20 protein-coding genes are annotated in these 17,782 nt (G+C 67.1%); 12 read left to right on the top strand and 8 right to left on the bottom strand.

Features of this window, described 5'->3' with window-relative positions:
* Window positions 1-159: 159 nt before the first annotated feature.
* Window positions 160-732: a TetR/AcrR family transcriptional regulator gene (locus tag AC3WMR_RS09820; protein ID WP_492262928.1), complete on the top strand. Its 573-nt coding sequence runs from the start codon at window positions 160-162 to the stop codon at window positions 730-732.
* 12 nt (window positions 733-744) lie between these two features.
* Here the strand turns inward: AC3WMR_RS09820 and AC3WMR_RS09815 are convergent, their stop codons facing one another.
* From AC3WMR_RS09815 to AC3WMR_RS09805, 3 genes are all read right to left on the bottom strand, one after another.
* Window positions 745-1,755, bottom strand: coding sequence for an aldo/keto reductase (locus AC3WMR_RS09815; RefSeq protein ID WP_492262927.1), 1,011 nt, complete (start codon window positions 1,753-1,755; stop codon window positions 745-747).
* Between the two features lie 123 nt (window positions 1,756-1,878).
* Window positions 1,879-2,931, bottom strand: a complete 1,053-nt coding sequence (locus AC3WMR_RS09810; protein ID WP_492262926.1) for a serine hydrolase domain-containing protein — start codon at window positions 2,929-2,931, stop codon at window positions 1,879-1,881.
* A 70-nt stretch (window positions 2,932-3,001) separates the two neighbouring features.
* Window positions 3,002-4,183 (bottom strand): pyridoxal-phosphate-dependent aminotransferase family protein, encoded by a 1,182-nt coding sequence (locus AC3WMR_RS09805; protein WP_492262925.1) that lies wholly within the window; start codon window positions 4,181-4,183, stop codon window positions 3,002-3,004.
* Window positions 4,184-4,383: 200 nt separating this feature from the next.
* Between AC3WMR_RS09805 and AC3WMR_RS09800 the strand changes: the two genes are divergently transcribed.
* The 6 genes from AC3WMR_RS09800 (at window position 4,384) to AC3WMR_RS09775 (ending at window position 10,848) form a co-directional block, all read left to right on the top strand.
* Window positions 4,384-5,154: a GntR family transcriptional regulator gene (locus AC3WMR_RS09800; RefSeq protein ID WP_492262924.1), complete on the top strand. Its 771-nt coding sequence runs from the start codon at window positions 4,384-4,386 to the stop codon at window positions 5,152-5,154.
* Window positions 5,155-5,336: 182 nt separating this feature from the next.
* A complete protein-coding gene (locus tag AC3WMR_RS09795) occupies window positions 5,337-6,944 on the top strand; it encodes an ABC transporter substrate-binding protein (RefSeq protein WP_492262923.1) in 1,608 nt (535 codons plus the stop codon).
* Between the two features lie 27 nt (window positions 6,945-6,971).
* Entirely contained in the window at window positions 6,972-7,889 is a 918-nt protein-coding gene (locus AC3WMR_RS09790; protein ID WP_025138347.1) for an ABC transporter permease, read from the top strand.
* A 1-nt stretch (window position 7,890) separates the two neighbouring features.
* Window positions 7,891-8,784, top strand: a complete 894-nt coding sequence (locus tag AC3WMR_RS09785) for an ABC transporter permease (RefSeq protein ID WP_492262922.1) — start codon at window positions 7,891-7,893, stop codon at window positions 8,782-8,784.
* A 1-nt stretch (window position 8,785) separates the two neighbouring features.
* Entirely contained in the window at window positions 8,786-9,772 is a 987-nt protein-coding gene (locus AC3WMR_RS09780; RefSeq protein ID WP_492262921.1) for an ABC transporter ATP-binding protein, read from the top strand.
* 143 nt (window positions 9,773-9,915) lie between these two features.
* Window positions 9,916-10,848, top strand: a complete 933-nt coding sequence (locus tag AC3WMR_RS09775; protein ID WP_492263304.1) for an ABC transporter ATP-binding protein — start codon at window positions 9,916-9,918, stop codon at window positions 10,846-10,848.
* 57 nt (window positions 10,849-10,905) lie between these two features.
* Here AC3WMR_RS09775 and AC3WMR_RS09770 read toward each other — a convergent pair whose 3' ends face one another.
* Complete coding sequence (locus AC3WMR_RS09770) at window positions 10,906-11,790, bottom strand: LysR family transcriptional regulator (protein WP_492262920.1); 885 nt, start codon at window positions 11,788-11,790, stop codon at window positions 10,906-10,908.
* 139 nt (window positions 11,791-11,929) lie between these two features.
* Here AC3WMR_RS09770 and AC3WMR_RS09765 point away from each other — a divergent pair, with 139 nt between their 5' ends.
* The gene (locus AC3WMR_RS09765; protein WP_492262919.1) at window positions 11,930-12,343 is read left to right on the top strand and encodes a hypothetical protein; all 414 of its coding nucleotides are present in this window, start codon (window positions 11,930-11,932) and stop codon (window positions 12,341-12,343) included.
* 98 nt (window positions 12,344-12,441) lie between these two features.
* Window positions 12,442-13,497 carry a tripartite tricarboxylate transporter substrate-binding protein gene (locus AC3WMR_RS09760; RefSeq protein ID WP_492262918.1) on the top strand — a complete coding sequence of 352 codons (1,056 nt, stop codon included), beginning with the start codon at window positions 12,442-12,444 and terminating at the stop codon, window positions 13,495-13,497.
* Window positions 13,498-13,551: 54 nt separating this feature from the next.
* On the opposite strand, the gene AC3WMR_RS09755 is transcribed toward AC3WMR_RS09760, so the two are convergent.
* Complete coding sequence (locus AC3WMR_RS09755; RefSeq protein ID WP_492262917.1) at window positions 13,552-14,115, bottom strand: TetR/AcrR family transcriptional regulator; 564 nt, start codon at window positions 14,113-14,115, stop codon at window positions 13,552-13,554.
* A gap of 105 nt (window positions 14,116-14,220) precedes the next feature.
* Between AC3WMR_RS09755 and AC3WMR_RS09750 the strand changes: the two genes are divergently transcribed.
* Both AC3WMR_RS09750 and AC3WMR_RS09745 read left to right on the top strand, forming a co-directional pair.
* The gene (locus AC3WMR_RS09750) at window positions 14,221-14,790 is read left to right on the top strand and encodes a carboxypeptidase-like regulatory domain-containing protein (RefSeq protein WP_492262916.1); all 570 of its coding nucleotides are present in this window, start codon (window positions 14,221-14,223) and stop codon (window positions 14,788-14,790) included.
* Window positions 14,791-14,904: 114 nt separating this feature from the next.
* Entirely contained in the window at window positions 14,905-15,495 is a 591-nt protein-coding gene (locus AC3WMR_RS09745) for a hypothetical protein (RefSeq protein ID WP_492262915.1), read from the top strand.
* Window positions 15,496-15,578: 83 nt separating this feature from the next.
* On the opposite strand, the gene AC3WMR_RS09740 is transcribed toward AC3WMR_RS09745, so the two are convergent.
* From AC3WMR_RS09740 to AC3WMR_RS09730, 3 genes are all read right to left on the bottom strand, one after another.
* Window positions 15,579-15,905, bottom strand: a complete 327-nt coding sequence (locus AC3WMR_RS09740) for a hypothetical protein (protein ID WP_025138337.1) — start codon at window positions 15,903-15,905, stop codon at window positions 15,579-15,581.
* Entirely contained in the window at window positions 15,895-16,485 is a 591-nt protein-coding gene (locus AC3WMR_RS09735) for a 2-thiouracil desulfurase family protein (RefSeq protein ID WP_492262914.1), read from the bottom strand. The genes AC3WMR_RS09740 and AC3WMR_RS09735 overlap by 11 nt, the downstream gene beginning before the upstream one ends.
* Before the next feature lie 129 nt (window positions 16,486-16,614).
* Window positions 16,615-16,866, bottom strand: coding sequence for a hypothetical protein (locus AC3WMR_RS09730; RefSeq protein ID WP_492262913.1), 252 nt, complete (start codon window positions 16,864-16,866; stop codon window positions 16,615-16,617).
* Window positions 16,867-16,959: 93 nt separating this feature from the next.
* On the opposite strand from AC3WMR_RS09730, the gene AC3WMR_RS09725 reads away from it, so the two are divergent.
* Window positions 16,960-17,751: an AraC family transcriptional regulator gene (locus AC3WMR_RS09725; protein WP_492262912.1), complete on the top strand. Its 792-nt coding sequence runs from the start codon at window positions 16,960-16,962 to the stop codon at window positions 17,749-17,751.
* Window positions 17,752-17,782: the final 31 nt, after the last annotated feature.

Here is a 17,782-nt window from a genome sequence, read left to right as displayed (position 1 = left end):
TAGATTAATTTGAATCAATAATGATTCATTTAATTCTATGCAGCATCTTTTAAGACCTTCACAAGTCTTTACTTGCCAATCTGGCGCAAGTTTGCGCAAATTGAATCAGTCATGATCCAATACCGTCCCAAGAACGGAACAATGAGGGAGAGAGAAACCATGTCCGACGATGCCGGCCACGAACGGCTGCTGATTGCGCTGTCCCTGGCGATGGTCGACCAGCCGCGCGCCACGTTGCAGGAATTGGCCCGCGCGGTGGGCGTCAGCAAGGCCACGCTGTACCGCTTCTGTCAGACGCGGGACCAGTTGGTGACGCGCCTGATGACGCACGGGGCCCAGGTGATGAAGCAGGCGCTGGCCGATTCACAGCTGGATAGCGCGCCGCCGCGCGAGGCGCTGCGCAACCTGATCGAACAGCATCTGGCGCACAAGGAACTGGCGATCTTCCTGATGTATCACTGGAAGCCGGACACGGAAATGCAGCCGGACATCATGGACAGCTGGTCGGGCTACCAGGAAACGCTGGACGCGTTTTTCCTGCGGGGTCAGCGCGAAGGCGCCTTCCGCGTGGACATCACGGCGGCGGCGCTGACCGAACTGCTGATGGCGGTGCTGACCAGCATGGTCGACGCCGAACGGCGCGGCCGCATCGCCCGGCTGGGCCTGGCGGCGATGGCCGAGCAGATGGTGCTGCACGGCATCGCCGGGGAACCGGTGGCGGCGGCGCGTTAACGGTGGGCCCTGTCAGGCCACCGTGACGGGACGACCGAAGAACGGGTAGTTCGGGTCGTTGTAGCCATGCGTGGACGCATGGCCCGGGGTCACCCAGGTGTCGACCAGGGCTTCGTCTTCGGGCGTGATCTTCACGTCCAGCGCGGCGTAGTAATCGTCCATCTGCGCCAGGGTGCGCGGGCCGGCGATGACGCTGGTGATGATGGGATTGGCCAGCACCCAGGCCGTGGCAAAGTGGCCCGGCTGCACGCCGCGCGCGGCGCTGTGCTGCACCAGCTGCTGGGCGATCTGCAGCGACTCTTCGCGGAATTCGGTGGCCAGGATGCGGCGGTCGCCCCGCCCGGCGCGGGTATCCGCCGCGGGCGCCTGGCCCGGCAGGTACTTGCCGGTCAGCACGCCGCGGGCGATGGGGCTGTACGGCACCACGCCCAGCCCGTAATGCTGGCAGGCCGGCAGGATTTCGACTTCAGGGCCGCGGTTCAGCATGTTGTAGTACGGCTGGCACACCACCGGCTGCGGCACGCCCAGCTTTTCGCAAAGGCGCAGGGTTTCGGCGATACGCCAGCCGCGGAAGTTCGACAGCCCGAAGCTGCGCAGCTTGCCCGCGCGGATCAGGTCGCCCAGCGCGAACAGCGCTTCTTCCAGGTTTTCTTCGTGGTAGTCGCGGTGCAGGTACAGGATGTCCAGGAAATCGGTGCCCAGGCGCGACAGGCTCTGCTCGACGCCGCGGATCAGCCACTGGCGCGAGTAGCGCGACTGGTTCGGGGCCTTGCCCACCACGTTGCCGATCTTGCTGGCCAGCACCCAGTCGTGGCGCTGCCCGGCCAGCAGCTTGCCCACCACTTCTTCGGACCGGCCTTCGTTGTAAACGTCGGCCGTGTCGATGAAATTCAGGCCGTGGTCGCGGGCGGACGCGACGATGCGGGCGGCGTCATCGTCGGGCGTCTGCTCGCCGAACATCATGGTGCCCAGGCACAGGGGCGAAACGCGAAGATTGCTGGTTCCCAGTCGGCGGTAGTTCATGGCGAATGTGTCCTTGGTTGCTTGGCAAATGCGAACACGCTCGCCGGCTGCCCGGCGAGCGCATGGTTCATGTTGCCAGAAGAATGCTGACAGGCCGCGGAAAATCCCTGCGGCCCAGAGGGGCTACGGCGCGTCCACCGCGGCCAGGATCTTGCCGAACAACGCATCGGCATGCGCCGAATTGAGCCAGCGCACGATCACGACCATCTTGCGTTCGGGCTCGATCCAGGTGAACGAACTACCCGCGCCCACGCCGAAAAAGCTGGACGCCGGCACGCTGGGAAACACGCGCCCTTCGTGGTTCAGCCAGATCAGGTAGCCGTAGTATGGCGCGATGGCGCACGGCGTGCGCATGGCGGCCAGCCATTCGCTGGACAGGATGCGCCGGCCGTCGGCCGCGCAGCCATCGTTGAGCAGCATCTGGCCGATCAGCGCCTGGTCGCGTGCGCTGATGGACATGCCGCCGCCCCAGTGCGAACCGCCCGGCACCGACGGCATGCGCTGGCCGTCGATTTCGACCCAGGCGTTGTCGTAGCCCACCCACTGCCAGTTTTCGCTGGCGCCCAGGGGCCGCGTGACGGCTTCGCGAAAGACCTCGGGCAGCGGCTTGCGGAACAGGTGCAGCAGCGCGTACGACAGCTGGTTGATGCGCACGTCGTTGTATTCCCAATACGTGCCGGGCGCCAGCAAGGGGCGCGCGTCGCCCTTCTTGCCATCGGGCGGCACGCCGAAGGTGACGGCGCGGTAGCGGTCGGCCTGGTCCGACACGCCGAAGCGTTCGCCTTCCCATTCGCTGGTCTGCTGCAGCAGCTGGCGCCAGGTGATGCGGGCGTTCTGGCCGTCGTCAAAGCCGATGCCCGGCACGCGCTTGCCGACGGGCTCGTCCACGTCGGGCAACAGGCCACGGTCGTGGGCCACACCGGCCAGGATGGCCAGGTACAGCTTGGCCACGCTGAAGGTCAAGTCGGCGCGTTCGGGTTCGCCCCATTCGGCCACGGTCTTGCCGTCCACCACCACCACGCCCGACACCGGGCCGCGATCGTGGATGGGGCCCAGCAGCCGGTTCCAGGGCGGCGGGTCGTTCTGGTGCACGCCGAAGACGCCGTTGACGCTGCGGTCCCAGGTGGATTCATGGTCGTTGGCGAACTGGATCGCCTGCTGCATAAGCGCGTTCATTGCATTTCCTGGTGGTTGCGTGATCGCGCCATGAACCGGCGCGGCCACCGTTCAAAGGGGGCCGGCGCCGTCAGGGCGCCTTGGCCAGAAATTCCATGGCGGCCTGCAAGCCGCCGGGCCGGTGCGGCACGCCCGCCGCGGCCAGGCCCATTTCAACGCCGGCCAGCGTGCCGCATAGCGTCAGGTCGTTGAAGTGGCCCAGGTGCCCGATGCGGAAGATGCGGTCGGACAGCTGCCCCAGGCCCTGCCCCAGCGACATGTCGAAGCGGTCCAGCACGACTTTGCGAAAGGCATCCGCGCCGTGGCCCGCCGGCATCAGCACCGCCGTCAACGCGGGGCTGTGGGCGGCCGGGTCCAGCGACAGCAGTTCCAGCCCCCAGGCCTGCACGGCCAGCCGCGTGGCCCGGGCATGGCGCTGGTGGCGCGCGAATACCTGCGGCAGGCCCTCGGCCTGCAGCATGGCCAGCGCCTCATGCAGGCCGTACAGCAGATTGGTGGACGGCGTGTACGGGAAATAGCCGCGCGCATTGGCGGCCAGCATCTCGCGCCAGTCCCAGTACGAACGCGGCAGCCGCGCCGAGTCGGCGGCGGCCAGCGCGCGCGGCCCGACGGCATTGAAGGCCAGGCCGGGCGGCAGCATCAGGCCCTTTTGCGAGCCGGCCACGGTGACGTCCACGCCCCATTCGTCGTGGCGGTAGTCCACCGAGCCCAGGGACGAAATCGTGTCCACCATCAACAAGGCGGGATGGCCGGCGCGGTCGATGGCGGCGCGCACCGCGGCGATGTCGCTGGTGACGCCGGTGGAGGTTTCGTTGTGCACCACGCAGACAGCCTTGATGGCGTGCTGCGCATCCAAGGCCAGCCGCGCGCCGATGGCCGCGGCATCCACCGGGCGGCGCCAATCGCCCGCCAGGCAATCGACTTCCAGCCCCAGGCGGCCGGCCAGCTTGCGCCACAGGCTGGCGAAGTGGCCGGTTTCGACCATCAAGACGCGATCGCCGGGCGACAGCGTGTTGACCAGCGCGGCCTCCCAGGCGCCCGTGCCGGACGACGGGAAGATGATCACCGGCGCCTCGGTCTGGAACACGGGCTTCAGTGCCGCCAGCACCGCCAGCCCCAACTGGCCGAACATCGGCCCGCGGTGGTCGATGGTGGGCTGGTCGATGGCGCGCAGCACCCGGTCGGGCACGTTGGTAGGCCCGGGAATCTGCAGGAAATGCCGGCCGGAACGAGAGGTTTCAAGGGGATGCATGCGTAGCCTTGGAGGGGATTTTTTTGTATACCAACGAAAGAGGCGCAGCGGTTCAACGGCGCAATCGGGGCAAACCCGGCCACGTCATGCGCCACTCTATCCCATTGTTTTTAAGCCTATAAGCTAGGGTATTCACCCATGATTAAAGGATTGGGCCAGGGTTTATAGTCGGAAAAAACACGGGGAATTTTTGTATACCAATGCGCAGCGATCCCAGCCTGATGCCGGACGCCCTGCCCGCAGCCCCGGCTGCCGGCGCCGTCCCTGACGGGTCGTCCACCGACCTGCCGCGTCCCGCGCCGGGGACTGGCCGCACCTTGCCCGCCACCGTGGCAGGGCAACTGCGCGAACGCATCATCCAGGGCGAATTCGCCCCGGGCGCCCGCCTGAACGAACGCGCCCTGTGCGACCGGCTGGGCGTATCGCGCACGCCGCTGCGCGAGGCCTTCCGGGTGCTGGCCGCCGAAGGCCTGGTGCGCATCGAACCGAACCGCGGCGCGCAGGTGGTGGCGCTGGGCGTGGCCGACATCCGCGAGGCCTTCGAGGTCATCGGCGGCCTGGAAGCCATGTCGTGCCGGCTGGCCTGCGAACGCGCCACCGACGCCGAAATCGCCGAGATCCGCGCACTGACCTTCGAGATGATGGCCAGCCACGCCCGCCGCGACCTGCCCACTTATTTCCGCACCAACCGCGACATCCACGAACGCATCAGCCTGGCCGCGCACAACCACCTGCTCAAGCAGCTGTACGACGCGCAGAACGCACGCATCCAGAACCTGCGCTTCGTGTCCAACGAAGACCAGCGCAAATGGGACAAGGCCATGCGCGAGCACATCGACATGGCCGACGCCCTGCAAGCGCGCGACGCCGACCGCCTGGCCGGCATCATGCGCGAGCATCTGCAACGCAAATGCGAGGCGGCGCTGAAAAGCGTGTCGGCCCTGCAAGTAAGTCCGTCTGATTCTTCATAAGCCTTTCCCAGGCGCGACGACAAAACCTATAAGAATCGGGGTGGCGCATCCCGGCCCAGAGACGTTAGATACGCAGTACCGCAGTGACTGATTCATGTGAACCGACGGCCCAGACGCCGCTTCGGTTCATGCAGCACCCGGCAGTATTCCGTTCCACCGTTCCGGTCCACAGGAGCCTCGCCATGGCCGACCGCCGCGTCAATTCCGTTCCGTTCCGCTTTCCGTTGCGCGCTGCGCTGGGTTTCTCTCTGTTGCGCAAGCCGTTGCCGCGCCTGCCCTTGCGCACCCTGGCCAGCCTGCTGCTGGGCGCCGCCGCGCTCACCGCCCTGCCCGCCCACGCCGGCAAGAAAGACGACACCCTGCGCATGGCCTACGACCAGGCGCCCGAAAGCGTCGACCCGTACTACAACAACGTGCGCATCGGCGTCATCATCGCCGCCAACGTCTGGGACACGCTGCTGTACCGCGACCCGGTCACCAACGAATACAAGGGGCAGCTGGCCAAGAGCTTCACCCAGGTCGATGACAAGACCATGGAATTCGAGCTGCGCGAAGGCGTCAAATTCCACAACGGCGAAGAATTCGACGCCGATTCGGTCGTGTACACGCTGAACTATGTGGCCGACCCGAAGAACAAGGCCGTCACGCAGCAGAACGTGGCCTGGATCGACAAGGTCGAAAAGCTGGACAAGTACAAGGTGCGCCTGACCACCAAGGAACCCTTCCCCGGCGCCAAGGAATACCTGTCCACCACCGCCGCCATCCACCCGGCCAAGTACTACCAGGAAGTCGGCCCCAAGGGCATGAACGCGAAACCCGTGGGTTCCGGGCCCTACAAGGTGGTGGACTACCAGCCCGGCAAGTCCATCACGCTGGAACGCAACACCGACTATTTCAAGGACTCGCCCAAGGCGCAGCCCAAGATCGGCAAGGTGGTCATCCGCTTCATCCCCGACCGCCAGACGCAGATGGCCGAAGTCATCTCGGGCGGCGAAGACCTGATCATGAGCGTGCCGAAAGACCAGGCCGAACAGCTGGGCGGCCTGCCGCCGCTGCAGATGGTCACCGGCGACACCATGCGCATCGTCTTCATGCAGATGAACATCCAGGAAGGCACGCCGGCCCCGCAACTGAAAGACGAACGGGTGCGCCGCGCCATCATCCACGCGATCGACCGGCAGGCCATGCTCAAGAACATCGTGGGCGAAGGCGGCGGGCTGATCAACGCCATCTGCACGCCGTCGCAAGCGGGCTGCACACAGGACGTCACCCCCACGTACAAGTACGACCCGGCCCTGTCCAAGAAGCTGCTGGCCGAGGCCGGCTACCCCAATGGCTTTGACATCGACATCGTCGCCTACCGCGAACGCAACCAGACCGAAGCCATCATCAACTACCTGCAGGCCGTGGGCATCCGCGCCAAGCTCAACTTCCTGCAATACGCCGCCATGCGCGACATGATCCGCGCCAACAAGGCCGCGCTGACCCACCAGACCTGGGCGTCCAACCTGGTCAACGACGTGTCGGCGTCCACGCCGGTGTACTTCGCCTTCGGCAACGACGACGTCACCCGCGATGCGCAGGTGCGCGACCTGCTCGACAAGGGCGACCACACCATCGAGAGCGCCACGCGCAACGGCCTGTACAAGCAGGCGCTGGACCTGATCGCGCAAAAGGCCTACGCCGTGCCGCTCTGGACGCTGCCGGCCTATTACGTGGCCACCAAGGACCTGAACTTCAAGCCCTATTCGGACGAATTGATCCGGTTCTGGGACATGAGCTGGAAATAAACGGCTGACGCGGTCGGAGATTCACGCATGCTTTATTTCACGATCAGGCGGCTGGGGCTGGCGGTGCTGGTGGCACTGACGGTGTCGGTGCTGGCCTTCCTGCTGCTGCACCTGTCGGGCGATCCAGCGCTGGCGCTGGCGGGCGAAGGCGCGCGCCAGGCCGACATCGACATGATCCGCAAGACCTACGGGCTGGACCGGCCGCTGGTGGTGCAGTATGCCGACTGGCTGTGGCACATCCTGCAAGGCGACTTCGGCACGTCGGTGTATTTCAAGACCGATGCCGGGCCGCTGATCCTGTCCAAGCTCAAGACCACGCTGCTGCTGGGCCTGGGCGCGCTGGCCTTTGCCCTGGCCATCTCCATTCCGCTGGGCGTGCTGGCCGCGCTGTACAAGGGCAGCTGGATCGACCGCCTGTGCCTGGCCGTGGCGGTGCTGGGGCAGGCGCTGCCCAACTTCTTCTTCGCGCTGATCCTCATCATGCTGTTCTCGATCTCGCTGCGGCTGCTGCCCGTGTCGGGCAGCGGCAGCTGGCAGCATTTCGTCATGCCGGCCATTGCGCTGGGCTACTACGTGGCGCCGGCCTTCATGCGGCTGATCCGGGCCGGCATGGTCGAAGTGCTGGGGGCCGACTACATCCGCACCGCGCGGGCCAAGGGCCTGCCGGCCCGCAAGATCATCTTCAAGCACGCGCTGCGCAACGCCATCGTGCCGGTGGTGGCGCTGGCCGCGGTGCAGCTGGGCTACCTGCTGGGCGGGTCCGTGGTCATTGAAACCATTTACGCGCTGGACGGCCTGGGCTACCTGGCCTACCAGAGCATCACCTACAAGGACTACCCCGTCATGCAGCTGATCGTGCTGCTGCTGTCGGTGCTGTACGTGCTGCTGACGCTGGCCGCCGATATCGCCAACGCGTGGCTTGATCCGCGCATCCGGGTGTCCTGACATGACCACCGCTACCCTTGCCCCCCAATCGCCCGAACTGACCGCCTCGGCCCTGCGCTGGCGCCGCCTGCGCCGCAACAAGGCGCTGCTGGCCGGCGGCGGCATTCTGCTGGTCATCACGCTGATCGCGCTGTTCGCGCCCTGGATCTCGCCGCATGACCCCTACTACCAGGACCTGGCCTACCGCACCGCCCCGCCGGTCTGGTACGCCAAGGGCACCTGGCTGCATCCGCTGGGCACCGACCAGCTGGGCCGCGATTACCTGTCGCGCCTGTTCTACGGGGCCCGCATCTCGCTATTGATCGGCCTGTCGGTGGCGCTGATTTCCGGCCTGATCGGCACCGCCATGGGCATGGCGGCCGGGTACTTTGGCGGCAAGGTCGACATGGCCGTGTCGTTCCTGGTGACCACCCGCCTGTCGATGCCGGTGATCCTGGTGGCGCTGGCCACCGTGGCCATCGTCGGCGGCTCGCTCTGGGTGGTGATTTTGGTGCTGGGCCTGCTCAAGTGGGACCGCTACGCCGTGGTCATGCGCAGCGCCACGCAACAGGTGCGGGCGCTGGAATACGTGTCGGCGGCGCAGGCGGCCGGCGCGTCCACCTGGCGCATCGTCTGGGGCGAGGTGCTGCCCAACGTGGTGCCGCACCTGATCGTCATCGCCACGCTCGAAGCCGCCAGCGCCATCCTGCTGGAAGCCTCGCTGTCATTCCTGGGCCTGGGCGTGCAGCCGCCGCTGCCGTCGTGGGGGCTGATGATTTCCGAGGCCAAGGCCTATATGTTCTTTTCGTTCTGGCTAATCGCCATTCCCGGGTCGGCCCTGGCGCTGCTGATCTTCGCGATCAATCTGGCGGGCGACGGCCTGCACCAACTGCTGACCCCCGAAGAGAGAGCCTGACATGAGCGCCACGGACATCGTGCTGGACGTACAAGGCCTTACCGTGGACATCGCCACCCCGCGTGGCACGCTGCACGCGGTGCGCGACGTGTCGTTCCAGGTGGCGCGCGGCGAAACGCTGTGCCTGGTGGGCGAATCGGGCTGCGGCAAATCCATGACCTCGCTCGCCATCATGGGCCTGTTGCCCAAGGCGGCCCGCCGCAGCACCCGCCGGCTGGCGGTGCTGGGCGAAGACCTGTCCGGCGCCCGGCCGCGCCGCGTCAATGCGCTGCGCGGCAACAAGATGGCCATGGTGTTCCAGGAACCCATGACCGCGCTGAACCCCGCCTACCCCATCGGCGACCAACTGACCGAGCACTACATTCACCATCGCCGGGCCAGCGGCCGGCAGGCGCGCGACCGCGCGGTCGAGCTGCTCGAAAAAGTCGGTATCGCATCGGCCGCGCAGCGCCTGGGCCAATACCCGCACCAGCTGTCTGGCGGGCTGCGCCAGCGCGTCATGATCGCCATGGCGCTGATGTGCGGCCCCGAGCTGCTGATCGCCGACGAACCCAGCACCGCGCTGGACGTCACCATCCAGGCGCAGATCCTGCGGTTGCTGGCCGACCTGCAGGCCGAACTGGGCATCGCCATGGTGCTCATCACCCATGACCTGGGCGTGGTCGCTCGCATCGCCCGGCAAGTGGCCGTGATGTACGCCGGCCAGATCGTCGAAGAAGGCCCGGTGGCCGGCCTGTTCGCCGCGCCGCGCCATCCCTACACGCAGGGCCTGTTGGGCTGTATTCCCGTGCCCGGGCGCACCGCGCCGGGCCAACCGCTGGGCACCATTCCCGGCGTGGTGCCGTCGCTGGTGGGCGAATTGCGCGGCTGCGCCTTCATCGACCGCTGCCCCCACGCCCAGCCGCAATGCCGCGACACGGTGCCGGTGCATGGGCATGCGCCCGGGCCGCAATGGCGCTGCATCCGCACGGATGGGGGCTTGGCATGAACACGCCCTTGAATCGATCCGCCACGGAAGATCACGCCGCCTCGCCCGCCGGCGAGCTCGACGCGGCCGCGACCGCCCCGGCAGACGCGGAGCCACTCTTGCAGGCCCGGGCCGTCAGCCGGCAGTTTTCGATCCGCACCGGCATGTTCCGCCCGCGCACCACCTTGCAGGCCGTGAACGGCGTGGACCTGGACGTGCCGCGCGGCTCGGTGCTGGGCATCGTGGGGGAATCGGGCTGCGGCAAGTCCACCCTGGCGCGTGTGTTGCTGGGGCTGATTCCGCCCACCCAGGGCGCCATCCACCTGGGCGGCCAGGACATCCGCCAACTGAGCCGCCGCGCCCTGGCCCGGCGGGTGCAGCCGATCTTCCAGGACCCGTATTCGTCCTTGAACCCGCGCCGCTCGATTGCGTCCATCGTGTCGCTGCCGCTGGAAGTGCACGGCATTCCCAACCCCGGCATGCGCCGTGCCATCGAGATGCTCGAACGCGTGGGCCTGCCGCCGCGGCTGGCCCACAACACGCCCGGGCAGTTGTCGGGCGGGCAGCGCCAGCGCGTGGCGATTGCCCGCGCCCTGGTCATGCACCCCGAACTGGTCATCTGCGACGAGCCGACGTCCGCGCTGGATGTGTCCGTGCAAGCGCAGATCATGAACCTGCTGATGGACCTGCGGCGGGAATTCAACCTGACCTATGTGTTCATCAGCCACAACCTGGCGGTGGTGGAGCACATCGCCACGCATGTCGCGGTGATGTACCTGGGCCGCGTGGTCGAATCCGCCCCGACCGAGCGCCTGTTCCACGACCCGCGCCATCCCTACACCCAGGCGCTGCTGGCCTCGGTGCTGACGCCCGAGCCGGGCCTGGGCATTCCGGATACCGGGCTGGGGCTGTCGTTTCCCGACCCGCTGCATCCGCCGCCCGGCTGTCCGTTCCACCCGCGCTGCCGCCACGCCATGCCGCAATGCCACCAGGACCGGCCGACGCTGACGCCGCGTGACGGGGCGGTGGTGGCTTGCCATCTTTATCCGGCGGATGCGCTGCGCGCTGCGAACCATGGCGGTGTCGCGGTAGCGTAATCCGCCCCGCATCGCGGGAGGCGGGTTGCGTCGATTGCTCGGGTTGCGCCGATCGCGTCACCCCCCGCTGCGTTCGCGCAGGAAATCAATGCACTGCCGTACCTTGGCGCTGACGTGGCGCGTGTCCGGGTACACCGCGTACACCGGCTGCGGCGGCAGGGTGTACGACGGCAAGACCCGCCGCAATTCACCGCGCGCCAGCGGTTCCTGCAGCAGCCAGTCCGGCAGCGCCGCGACGCCGCAGCCCGCCAGGGCAAATGCCAGCAGCGCCGACGCGGTATCCGCTTGCGCCACGGGTTCAACCCGCAGTTCGTGTTCGCGCCCTTTGCTGTCGGCAAGCCGCCAATGGTCGCTACGCCCCGCCCGGTTGGCCAGCCACGGCAGCGCCGCCAGCGCCTGGGCCGTGCGCGGCATGCCATGACGCGCCAGCAGGTCCGGCGCGGCTACCAGCAACAGCTGGAATTCACCAATGCGCGCGGCACGGTGGCGCGAGTCTTCCTGCGCCCCCACGCGGATGGCCAGGTCCAGCCGCTCTGAAATCAGGTCTGCGTGCGCCGACGCCGCCTGGTAGTGGATGCGCAACCCGGGATGCTGCCGCGCGAATGCCGCCAACGCGGGCGCCACGACGCGGTTGCCGTAGTCGACACTGGCCGTCACGCGCAGGCTGCCTGACAAGTCGCCCTGCCCGGCGCGCGCGGTGTCTACCGCAGCATCGGCCTGACGCAGCAGGTTGGCGCAGTCCGAATAGAAACCTTCCCCCGCCTCGGTCATGGCCAGCCGGCGCGTGCTGCGCACCAGCAGGGCCACCCCCAGTTCGTGTTCCAGCTGCTTGATATTGAAGCTGACCACCGCCTTGGTGGTGCCCAAGGCCAATGCCGCCGCCGTGAACGAGCCGGCGTCGACCACGGCCACGAACATTGCCAGCCGGTTCAGGTTGATCATGCGTGCCCCGATATATTGTCAAATTTTCACGAACAGTATATCTACCATTAAGACCTTCTTTTCGAACAATGCAATTTCTAGAATGGCGCTCCGAAATCCACCCGCCTTGCCGCAGGCGCCCTGCCGGAGCCCCTTCTTCATGCCTGATTTTTCCGACCGTTGCCGCCGAGCGGCGCACGATGCCCACGCCCTGATCGAACAATGGATCGGCCAGACCGGCCTGCCATCCGACACCCTGCCGCGCCTGCTGGCGTATTTTTCCGACGACTTCAGCATGGTCACGACCGACGGGCAACGACTGCCCGACGGCGCGCTGCCTGGTCTGTTTGCCCACCTGGCAAGCAGCCGGCCCGGGCTTTGCATCCGCATCGACGAGTTCGCGGTGCTGCATGCCAGCGCAGGTTCCGCGGTGTTGACCTACCGCGAATCCCACACCTGGCACGGCGGCGCGACCGTGCGCCGAGCCACGGCCAGCTTCATCGCTGATGAAGATGGCCACCCCCGCTGGCAGCACCTGCATGAAACCTGGGTGACGACGCACGCACCCCAATAACGCATGGGAATAAGCAAGCGGGGAATTAATCGTTGGTGCGCGCGGACCGAGCCGGTAGAGTCCGACGCCGCGTAACACTTCACGAGCATCCCTGTCCCATGCCTACCCGTCGCATCCCGTCCCGCCTCATTCGTTCCGGCCTCATTCCGTCCGGCGCCGCTCATTGCGAACCTTCCGACCGAACCCGATCCCCCGCCCGCCGCGCCGTCCTGCTGGCCCTGACGGCTGCCCTGGCCGGCGCCGGCCTGGGCACCGCCCACGCCGAGCAGCGCGTGATCCGCATCGTGGTGCCGTACGGCACCGGCGCCGTGCAGGACACCATCGCCCGCGCCATCAGCGACGAGCTGGGCCAGGCGTTGAGCGCGTCGATCGTGGTGGAGAACCGCGCGGGCGCCGGCGGCACCGTGGGCACCGCCCAGGTGGCGCGCGCCACGCCCGACGGCAACACGCTGGTGCTGGCCGCGGCCAGCCACCATATTGCCGGCTATCTGTACAAGAATCTGAACTACGACCCCTACAAGGACTTCACCGGCGTGGCCTACCTGGGCAACACCGGCTACATCATCCTGGCGTCCGCTGCGCTGAAGGCCGCCAATACGGCCGAGTTCATCCAGGCGGTCAAGGCCAAGCCCGGCGCCTACGACTATGCGTCGGCCGGCAACGGCAGCGCCTCGCACCTGGGCATGGCGTCGTTCCTGACCGCCGCGGGCGCGCAGATGCAGCACATTCCCATGAAGTCGACCGGCGATGCCGTGACCGAATTGCTGGCCGGCCGGGTCGCTGCCGTGACGGCCGCGACCATCGGTGTGACCGGCTACCGCAACGACCCGCGCGTGGTGTTCCTGGCCTATACGGGCAAGCAGCGCTCGCGCTTTGCGCCGGACCTGCCGACCGTGGCCGAAAGCGGCCTGCCGGGCTATGCCTTCGATTCGTGGCTGGGCCTGTTGGCGCCGGCCGGCATTGCGCCCGCCGAACGCGACAAGATCAATGCTGCCGTCAACAAGGTGTTGGCCGACCCGAAGGTGCAGACGCGCCTGGCGTCGCTGGGCGTCGAAGCCGACGCCAAATCGCCCGCGCAATTCCAGGACCTGCTCAAGGCGGATTGGGACGCGGCGGGCAAGCTGGTCGCCGCGTCGGGCGCCCGCGTCGAATAGACGACGCATCGCCGTGGCGCCCTGCGCCACGGCGATGCTGTTTGCATGACGGCGTCAGCGCTGACGCACGCCTTCCAGGAACATATTGGTGATGAAGTCGGCCAGCGCTTCACGCTGCTGCTCATCGGGCAGTTGCCGCGTGAAGCGTTCGATGACGCCCATGAAGGCATGGGCCAGCCATTCGGGTGCGATGTCCTGGCGGAACAGACCGGCGCGCTGCTCGATGCGCACGTTCTCGGCGATCATCACCACCAGTTCGTCCTTCAAGGTTTCGGCCGCCTCGACCTGGAAAAAACCGATGCGCGTCAGGTTGGGATCTTCCTGCAGGATGGCCAGCCAATTGCAGACGCCGCGCCGTATGCGCACGTCTTGCGGCAGGCCTTGCAGGTCGTCGTCAAGCCGCGCCTGGCAGACCTCAGTGCGCAATCGCTGCGCGAACATGCCTACGAGTTCGTCGTAGGCCGCCTGCTTGCTGGCAAAGTACTGATAGAACACCGGTTGGGTCACGCCCGCCCGGGCGACGATGTCGCTGATCCGGGTATGCTGGAATCCGCGTTCGGCGAACTCCGCCGCCGCCACTTCCAGGAGTTGCAACCGGGTGCGTTCACCTTTGGTCAAACGCTTGTCTTCGGGTATTGAGGGGGGTAGTGCCGTCGTCATCGCGTGAAATTACTATCCTTCCAAAATTTTTGCCATACATTCCTACATACATAGAAGCGAGCAATGTTGCGATTGTTGCGTTCTATCCCTATATGTTGCGGCGCAGCGTTGGCCCTGATGCTGTCCGGCTGCATTCCCTACCCCACCCACAAGACCCTGCAACCGGCAGCGACCATCACCGTGCTGGACGAAGCCTCGCAGCCCATCAGCGATGCGCGGGTCGTGTTGATCGCGGGCGCCTACCCCTACGGTTTTGACCGCTTCCGCGAGGAAGCACGCACGTCGGCCGATGGCCGCGCCCGTTTCGAGGCGCGCCACGAATGGCGCGTCGAAGTGCTGGCCATCCACGGATCGGAAGTCTTCTTCTGGAACTGGTGCGTCGAAAAACCGGGCTACGAAACCTACGAAACGCAGGATCGCAACGCTGATAAGTTTGACGACAATGCTGCCATTCATCTCAAGGCCGGAGAGTCGCGTTCTTGCAACAACCCGGGCGGATCGCCGTTCATGCGCGAACCGCCCACGCCCGGCCAGCCCGGCGCCAAGGATGTCGCACCGGCGGGCAACCGGCCTGCGCCATCAAGCCCGCCGGTTCGCGCAACGGACAGCGCCGCGCCAGCCGTAAAGCCCTGAAATCACTTGAAATCTCCGTAGTTCTTGACACAACTATTGCGCGCCGGCGGCGTTACAGTACGGGTATCGCCAGTTGCTGCAACACGCGGAGCCTGGCGGATCAGGAGCAAGATCATGAAGCGGTTCACAGGTCGGATGGTCGGCGTTGCGCTGGCATTGGCCGTAGCAAGTTCTCCCGCCCTCGCCGGCGGCTACCGGGGCGGCCACGGTGGCTATCACGGCGGTTACCACGGCGGTTACCACGGCGGTTACCACGGCGGTTACCACGGCGGCGGTTATCACCATTCCCACGGCGGCGGCAGCAGCGGCTGGTGGGTGGGCGGCGCGTTGGCGCTGGCGGCCACCGGGTTGATCCTGGCTGCCAATTCCGGCCCCAGCTATGTGCAGACGGCAACTTACGCACCGGGCGTGGCCTACTACAGCCCGCCCGTCTATGCCGCGCCGGTCTACGACGCCCCGCCGGTGTATGCGGCGCCCCCGGTCTATGCCGCGCCCGAGCCGCAATATGCGCCAGTGCAATACTCGGCCCCCGCCCCGGTCAACAAGGCCCAGGCCAACGCGTCCAACGAATGCCGCCGCTGGGCCATGAATCAAAGCGGCTACGACCCGGCCACGATCTCGCAATGGACCACGCAAGTCATGGTGGATACCTACAACCGCGCGCTGGATTCCTGCATGAACAGCCAGGGTTACCGGGCCAACTGACGCCTTGATCCGGGCCGACGGCAACGTCGGCTCGGCCTCTGCCTCAGTTCGATACCCGCGCTCCGCCACGCCGCCCCCAGCGATCAACCGCGCCGGCCGCCCCAACCGCGCCAGGCGAAAAAGATGGCCGCCACCAAGGCCAGCGCTGCCGGCAGCACCCAGACGAAACCTGAATCCGTATACACCACGCCTTCGTCCGGATCGTAGTAGCGTCCCAGCTCGTTGAAGTCCCACTTCAGGTACATGGCGTACCAGAGCCAGAAGAAAAAAGCCGAAAACACCGCCGACACGCCCGCCCCGACGCGCGCCAGCAGACGCCCGCGCGCCGTGCCGGCCAACAGGCGCCAGGCCGACACCACGCCGGCCGCCACAGCCACCAGTATCAGCCAATCGCCGACGTTAAATCCCATTGCCGGCCTCCGGGGAAGAACAGGCCGGGTCCCGTGGCGATGCCGGGTCGTGCCTGACCGGCGACGACGTCGGCGCACGGTCGGCTTGCGCCTGCAACTGCGCCAGGCAGGCCTGGGCCTCGGCCCATTGGTGCTCGCTGAAGACGCGCACGCCGGCATCGGCCAGCAACTGCGCCGTGACGCCCACGCCGGGCTGCTTGACGCCCGCGAAGCGGCCGTCGTAGACATAGCCGCTACCACAGGACGGGCTGCCTTCTTTCAGCACCGCGACGCGGATGCCATGCTTGCGGGCCGCGGCCAGGGCTTCGTGGGCGCCGTTCACGAACGGCCGGGTCGCGTCGTCGCCCGACACCGCCACCACGCGGGCGCGCCCGGCCAACACGGCGACGGCAGTGGCGCCAGGCTCGATTTCGGCGGGAGGGCGCGGGATCGGCATGCCGCCGGCCACTTCCGGACAGACGGACACCACTTGGCCGGCCGCCAGCCAACCGGCCAACACGGCGTGGTCGTTGGGCACTGCGCGCCCGTCGTATCGCACGGGCTTGCCCAGGAGGCAGGCGCTGACAAGAACGTATTGCATGAAGAATCCGGCAAACGATGCGCGGCCGGGCCATGGCGATCTGCCGCCGGCGGCGCATCAAGGGCTGACGCCCGTGAATGCCTGATTAGAACACCGGCCGGCGCGAGGCGGCCAGCGTCGCCAGGACAGTCAGGCGGCGTCCAGCCACCGACGCAGCGCCGGATCGCGCACCTGCAACACGTCGAACAGGCCCAGCGCGCGCAACGCCGGCATGGCCTCGCGCATATCCCGCTCCGCGTCATCGCGCGCCTGCTGCGTGGCGGCGGGGTCGTTCCAGACCCGCGCATTGGCCAGGAAGGCGCCGACCGTGCCCTTGCGCACGGTCACGCCCTGGAAACTGCCCTCGTTCTGATCGTCGGGCAACACATCCTGTGCTTTCATGGTTTTCTCCTGTTGATAGGCACAGGGTTCACGATAAGCGCGCGGCGTCGGCAAATCTGCGGTAATTTGGTCAATCGATCCCGTATTTCTGCCATGACCCGCCCTGCCTCGCCCCCCTTGATCGCCCCCGACCTGGCCGCCTCGCCCCGCGGCCCCCGCCTGCTGGCGGTGCGCCGGCACGATGCAACGCTGCGGCATACGGCCATGCATCAGCACGCGCGCGGCCAATTGTTCGGCGCCTATCGCGGCCTGCTGACGGTGTACGCCGGCAACCGGCAATGGCTGGCGCCCCCGGCGCACGCGATCTGGATTCCGCCCCACTGCCCGCACGGGTTGCGCTCGCATGGCCCCTATGCGGGTTACAGCGCCTACCTGAGCCCGGCCGCCTGCGCCGGCCTGCCGGAACAGCCGTGCGCGTTGCGGGCGTCGGCGTTGCTGCTGGCCGCGGTGGAACGCGCCGCCAGTTGGAACGACCCGGCCGAAGACCAAGACGGCGCCCGCGCCCGCATCGTCGAGCTCGTGCGCGATGAGATCCGCACCCTGCCCGACGCGGGAAACGGGCTGACGCTGCCGCGCGACCCGCGCTTGCAGCGGCTGGCGCTGGCCTGGTCGGATACGCCGGAGGACACGCGTCCGCTGGCTGCCTGGGCCGCTGACATCGGCATGGCGCCGCGCACGCTGGCACGGCGCTTCCTGGAAGAGACCGGCTTGACCCTGGGCGCGTGGCGTCAGCAGGCGCGGCTGATGCGCGCCCAGGAAATGCTGGCCGCTGGGCACAGCGTGACCGCCACCGCGCTGGAATCCGGCTACGACAACGTCAGCGCGTTCATCGCGATGTTCAAGCGTGAATATGGGGTGACGCCGGGACGTTACGGCAGCGATTGAGTGAGGCCGCCGGCCCCTGCGGATAGAACGA

The sequence above is a fragment of the Achromobacter sp. FW305-C-28 genome (assembly GCF_058783235.1).
This window is presented reverse-complemented; position numbering and strand designations above follow the sequence as displayed.